At 65.2% G+C, this 4,337-nt stretch carries 8 protein-coding genes; 5 read left to right on the forward strand and 3 right to left on the reverse strand.

The features are described from left to right. Window positions 1-167: 167 nt before the first annotated feature. The 3 genes from CCS01_RS32460 to CCS01_RS00445 all read right to left on the reverse strand — a co-directional run bounded on the left by CCS01_RS32460 (window position 168) and on the right by CCS01_RS00445 (window position 1,581). Window positions 168-503: an ORC-CDC6 family AAA ATPase gene (locus tag CCS01_RS32460; RefSeq protein ID WP_146101504.1), complete on the reverse strand. Its 336-nt coding sequence runs from the start codon at window positions 501-503 to the stop codon at window positions 168-170. A 215-nt stretch (window positions 504-718) separates the two neighbouring features. Next, window positions 719-1,249, reverse strand: a complete 531-nt coding sequence (locus CCS01_RS00440) for a type II TA system antitoxin MqsA family protein (RefSeq protein WP_104516870.1) — start codon at window positions 1,247-1,249, stop codon at window positions 719-721. Continuing rightward, window positions 1,246-1,581 carry a type II toxin-antitoxin system MqsR family toxin gene (locus CCS01_RS00445; protein ID WP_104516871.1) on the reverse strand — a complete coding sequence of 112 codons (336 nt, stop codon included), beginning with the start codon at window positions 1,579-1,581 and terminating at the stop codon, window positions 1,246-1,248. Before CCS01_RS00445 ends, CCS01_RS00440 begins: the two co-directional genes overlap by 4 nt. A gap of 204 nt (window positions 1,582-1,785) precedes the next feature. Between CCS01_RS00445 and CCS01_RS35945 the strand changes: the two genes are divergently transcribed. The 5 genes from CCS01_RS35945 to CCS01_RS00470 all read left to right on the forward strand — a co-directional run bounded on the left by CCS01_RS35945 (window position 1,786) and on the right by CCS01_RS00470 (window position 3,859). Continuing rightward, complete coding sequence (locus CCS01_RS35945) at window positions 1,786-2,043, forward strand: hypothetical protein (RefSeq protein ID WP_408887467.1); 258 nt, start codon at window positions 1,786-1,788, stop codon at window positions 2,041-2,043. After that, window positions 2,040-2,354 carry a hypothetical protein gene (locus tag CCS01_RS00455; RefSeq protein ID WP_104516873.1) on the forward strand — a complete coding sequence of 105 codons (315 nt, stop codon included), beginning with the start codon at window positions 2,040-2,042 and terminating at the stop codon, window positions 2,352-2,354. The genes CCS01_RS35945 and CCS01_RS00455 overlap by 4 nt, the downstream gene beginning before the upstream one ends. Window positions 2,355-2,462: 108 nt before the next feature. Continuing rightward, on the forward strand, window positions 2,463-2,879 hold the full coding sequence (locus CCS01_RS00460; protein WP_104516874.1) for a type II toxin-antitoxin system VapC family toxin: 417 nt from the start codon (window positions 2,463-2,465) through the stop codon (window positions 2,877-2,879). Window positions 2,880-3,212: 333 nt separating this feature from the next. Then, complete coding sequence (locus tag CCS01_RS00465; RefSeq protein WP_104516875.1) at window positions 3,213-3,452, forward strand: type II toxin-antitoxin system VapB family antitoxin; 240 nt, start codon at window positions 3,213-3,215, stop codon at window positions 3,450-3,452. Next, window positions 3,452-3,859: a type II toxin-antitoxin system VapC family toxin gene (locus tag CCS01_RS00470; RefSeq protein ID WP_104516876.1), complete on the forward strand. Its 408-nt coding sequence runs from the start codon at window positions 3,452-3,454 to the stop codon at window positions 3,857-3,859. Before CCS01_RS00465 ends, CCS01_RS00470 begins: the two co-directional genes overlap by 1 nt. Window positions 3,860-4,337 lie beyond the last annotated feature (478 nt).

The following is a 4,337-nucleotide window of genomic DNA, read 5'->3' on the forward strand; positions in this document are numbered from 1 at the left end:
TCCCATTTGGTGTGATTTAGGCTCTCGAATTCGTCCATTGATGGAACTCCATCAGCGTGTGCTTTGGCGGCTCACGCTCCAGAGTTTCATTGATGGGCGAACCGGGGCCTACCCCCGCAAATGTCAAACTGCTGCTGCCTCCCCGGCAGAGCCGGGGGAACTCCCGGTTACGTTAGGCGAGTGGCGCGCTCCGTTGTGCTTAGCGTTGCATCGTTATATGTCGAGTTATTTGAGCCTATATTCCCGCAATCAATGTAGATCGCTAGATCGCCACGTTTGTTTGCCTGACTTTCGAAGTAGCGGAGAGCATGGGTTTTGCCGACACCACGACGCCCATATATGACTTGGTGTGATCGATTAGCTAGGACATCGAGCATCGGACCAACCGCAACGAATGTATCAACAATTTGCTGGGCATTGAGTCTTTCTGCCCGATCATCAAAGCGCATAAAGCAACGGTTTAACGATACGTTGATGTTGTCAGACATGGCATCCATCGGCATTGCAGCCTCCAAGTCGCCACAATGCGCCAAGCCAATTTGGTTGTCTACACCAAACTGATGTTATGTCGGAACATGGCGATGCCATATTCTGGCACTGCCCCCATGCCAAGCCATGCTCTGGCCGCCCAAGGACCAGGATACCGGCTGATGCCTGCCGACTCTGGCCGGACATGCCATGCCCCCGGTGACTGTCTCCCCTCCAATCCCGTCCGCGGTCACCCATCCTCATACAGACGCGCATAGATGCGATCCACCGAACTCTTGCGCACCGTATCCCGGATCAGCCGGGCATCCGCCTCCGACAGCATCGGAACCGCGCTGTCCTTGGCAAACAGCTCAGGCCGTTTCGCCGCCAGCAGCAGCAGCCGGGTCATCGCCGCGCTCGGCCCCACTTCGCCGCTTTCGTATTTCTCGAACGCCTTGGCGCCGCCGCCGAACACCCGGGCCGCGTCCTTCTGCGACAAACCGCACGCTTCCCGGATCGCCCGGATCACCAGCGGCGACAGCACGGCGTGCCTGGCCTTCGCCCTGGCCTCGCGCCGTGCCGCGGCGCGGATGACATTGTCTTCGTCCACCAGTTGGCCGTCCTCATCCGCCGGATCGTCCAGCGAGGCCCACCACCCCGGCTGGCCGTAGGTGAACGGCACCCCGCCGGCGTCGATGGTCAGCCTCTTCACGCCACGCCGCAACGGCCGGCCGGTCTCAGCGCTCATGATCGTGTCGGGATAGTCACGTGGATTGCTCATGGATGGTTCACCTTGAAGCTGATCAACAGCAGGTCTCCGCGCGTATCGAGCGTAAACCTGGCGTACAGTTCCTGTCCGGCCACGACGGGCTTATAGACATCCTGCCAGACAGCCGGATCGACTTCGGATGGCATCGACTTATCGAAGTCGCGGGCGGACAGAGCGGCGACGACATCGACGACCGCCTGTTCGTCCAGGCCAAGATCGTCCGCCCCGTTCGCGGCTGTCATGGTCCGGTTGAGCCGGCGCGGATCGGAGAACGCGGCCTTGATGGCCGAGAGCGGATAATGTGGCCGTCGCCCTCGAGACATACCCCCATTTTGGGGGTCCATCGCCGATTGTCAAGTCGAATGTGGCCGGCATGCGCGGTCGGTTCTTCCCTGCTGAAGGCGCAACTCTGCCGCGGTCACGCTGCCACGTTTCGATCGGCCATCCGTACGCTCGACTAACGCGGTCAGGTCGATGCCAGTCCCGACGCCGATCGGCTCAGCGAGACAGCCTCAGTCACGCTGGTCCCCGGCCCGATCGAAACGCCGCTGTTCCGCCCGGACCTTCAGCCGGACGGCGAGAACGGGTTGCGGTTCCCCTGCCGCCTGATGGTGGACAAGATCACGGCCGTCCCGAAGGCCAACCCCGAGCCGCGTGTCGGGCGCCTGAGCGACGATGACCTCGTCCGCCTGAACCGCGCCGCCGTCGTCTTTCTCGGCCTCGTAGAGGCCAGGCCCCCTCCGTGCCGGCGTCCGAAACCGAGTGACCCGGCAACCGGCCAAACCGTACTGTCCACCGCACCATGAACGTGACCGTCCGCATTCCCGACGACTTCGCCGACCGCCTCGGCTCCGGCGACCTCGGCCGCAAGGCGCTGGAAGCGCTTGCACTCCAGGAACACCGCGCCGGCCGCCTGGCCCTCGCCGATTTGCGCCAGGTTCTCGGCTTTGCCACCCGGGCCGAGCTTGATGCCTTCCTGGACGCCCACGGCCTCCCCTCATCCGTCCCGGTCCATCAGCCGGCGGATGATCTTGCCGCCCGCATCCGGGCGTTCCGCGCGGGCAAGACGCTCGGCGGCCTCGATCCCGCGGCGCTGATCCGTGAGGGCCGCCGGTAATACCAACCCGCCGAAAAATGGCTCCATCCATCGCACAGTAAGCCTCTGATATTGGCTACATCTTCGCAGTCGGGATGGGTGATTCTTTAGGCGGGTTGGTATAACCCCATGCCGGCTTGCGTCCTCGATGCCTCGTCCGTCTTCCCCTGGCTGTTCGAGGACGAAGCCACGCCAACAGCCGATGCCATCCTGGCCCTTGTCATCCAGCAAGGCGCCGTCGTGCCGGCTCTTCGGCAGACCGGGGGCAAAACCGGCCTGGGCATGGCTGAACGGCGCAACCGCCTGTCGCCGGACGGCGTGCGAGACGCGGTTGCGCTGTTGCGGGACCTGCCCCTCGTTCTGGACGAACCCACCCCGGCCCGCGCTTTCGGCGCCGTTCTGGAGCTGGTGCGATCCCAGCGCCTGACGGCATATGACGCGACCTATCTGGAGCTTGCCATCCGGCGCGGCCTGCCGCTCGCATCCAATGACAAAGCGCTGCGGTCCGCAGCCCGCGCGGTCGGCGTCGCCCTGCTGGCGGCATAATCCGGCGCGCACCGGTTCAGGAACGAGCGTCGCGCCGGCGCAACCTCCCGCCGTCATCCTCACCCGGGCACCCAGCCCGCGGCCGGAAGCCGCGATCGGCTTCAGGGGGCGTCCCCGACCGCGCGTATCCCGGTCTGGAACGGCGTGACCATGGCGCACCAGATGGTGGCCATGGACCGGCGACAATTCTGCAAAGCCCGGCGCCAGGGCGGGCAGTCGAGCCGCCAGGGACGGACGGACCCCGCGCCGGGCACAGACGAGTTGCGCCAGGGGCACGGGATCGTGTAGGCGTAAAGACACACATGACCGTACGCCTACACACGAGCGTCTCCCATGCCTCTCAACATCCGCAGTGAAGCCGTCAACCAACTGGCCGAAACGCTGGCCGCACGCCTGGCGACCAGCAAGACGACCGCCGTTGAATGCGCCTTGCGCAATGAACTCCAGCGCCTGGATGCGGCGACGCCGCTGCGGGAACGCCTGCGTCCGATCCAGGACCGCGTGCTGGCGCGTCCCGCCACCGGGTTGCAGGCAGACAAGGCGCTTTTCGACGAACTCAGCGGCGACGCCTGATGGTCGTCGATGCCTCCGCCATCATCGCCATCCTGACGCGCGAGCCGGATGCCGACGAACTGATAGAACGGTTGGGCAGCGCAGTGCGGCCGATGACCTCGGCCGTCGCGGTTTTTGAAGCCGTGGCGGGCTTGTGCCGCAAGCGCCACGCCAGCGTTGAGGAGGCCGAAGCGGACGTGGCGGAATTCCTGCGTATTGCCGGGATCGCGCTCGTGCCGATCGCGGCCGAGGAAGCGTCCCTGGCTTTGTCCGCCTTTGCCCGCTACGGCAAGGGATGCGGCCATCCGGCGCAGTTGAACATGGGTGACTGCTTCGCCTATGCGGTGGCACGCCGGCATCGATCGGCGTTGCTGTTCAAGGGCGACGACTTCAGCAGGACGGACATCGTGGCGGGGAACAGCCGGTAGAAGGATACAGGCACTGTTCGGTCCTCCGGTCACCCCGGACGACAGATGCGACCGGGCCGCAACTCCTGGCTGCCGTCGAGGCGGGCAAGCAGGCCTTGCGCGAAGGTCGGATGCTCGGCCACGAAACCGTCGTGGCAGCCTTCAACCGGCTCACCGCAACCAGTCCGTGACGACAAACCGCTGGACGGAGCCGGCCGGCACGGACTTTCCCGGCATCGTGCCGCCGCGTTGCCATCGCCGTTGGGACCTGGGCCAAAATAACCGATCCACCGGAGCCGGCGCACCGCCCCTTCCGCGTCATGGCGGCCGCAGGGCCGCCATCCACGCCTCGCGCTGCTGGTCGCGACAAAAGGCGTGGATGGTGGGCCTGCGCCCCATTGGCGTTAAAAATGGGGCTGGCTGTTGCCTCCTCGTCATGGCCCGGCTTGTCCGGGCCACCTGTCGCGGCACAGTGCTGGAATAGGTGGCCCGGACAAGC

The organism is Rhodopila globiformis (assembly GCF_002937115.1).
GTDB classification, from domain to species: domain Bacteria; phylum Pseudomonadota; class Alphaproteobacteria; order Acetobacterales; family Acetobacteraceae; genus Rhodopila; species Rhodopila globiformis.

What these genes read in the sequence shown, in the direction of transcription:
- CCS01_RS32460 (WP_146101504.1), bottom strand. Translation starts at nt 503, where the DNA reads ATGCCGATGGATGCCATGTCTGACAACATCAACGTATCGTTAAACCGT.
- CCS01_RS00440 (WP_104516870.1), bottom strand. Translation starts at nt 1,249, where the DNA reads ATGAGCAATCCACGTGACTATCCCGACACGATCATGAGCGCTGAGACC.
- CCS01_RS00445 (WP_104516871.1), bottom strand. Translation starts at nt 1,581, where the DNA reads ATGGACCCCCAAAATGGGGGTATGTCTCGAGGGCGACGGCCACATTAT.
- CCS01_RS00455 (WP_104516873.1), top strand. Translation starts at nt 2,040, where the DNA reads ATGAACGTGACCGTCCGCATTCCCGACGACTTCGCCGACCGCCTCGGC.
- CCS01_RS00460 (WP_104516874.1), top strand. Translation starts at nt 2,463, where the DNA reads ATGCCGGCTTGCGTCCTCGATGCCTCGTCCGTCTTCCCCTGGCTGTTC.
- CCS01_RS00465 (WP_104516875.1), top strand. Translation starts at nt 3,213, where the DNA reads ATGCCTCTCAACATCCGCAGTGAAGCCGTCAACCAACTGGCCGAAACG.
- CCS01_RS00470 (WP_104516876.1), top strand. Translation starts at nt 3,452, where the DNA reads ATGGTCGTCGATGCCTCCGCCATCATCGCCATCCTGACGCGCGAGCCG.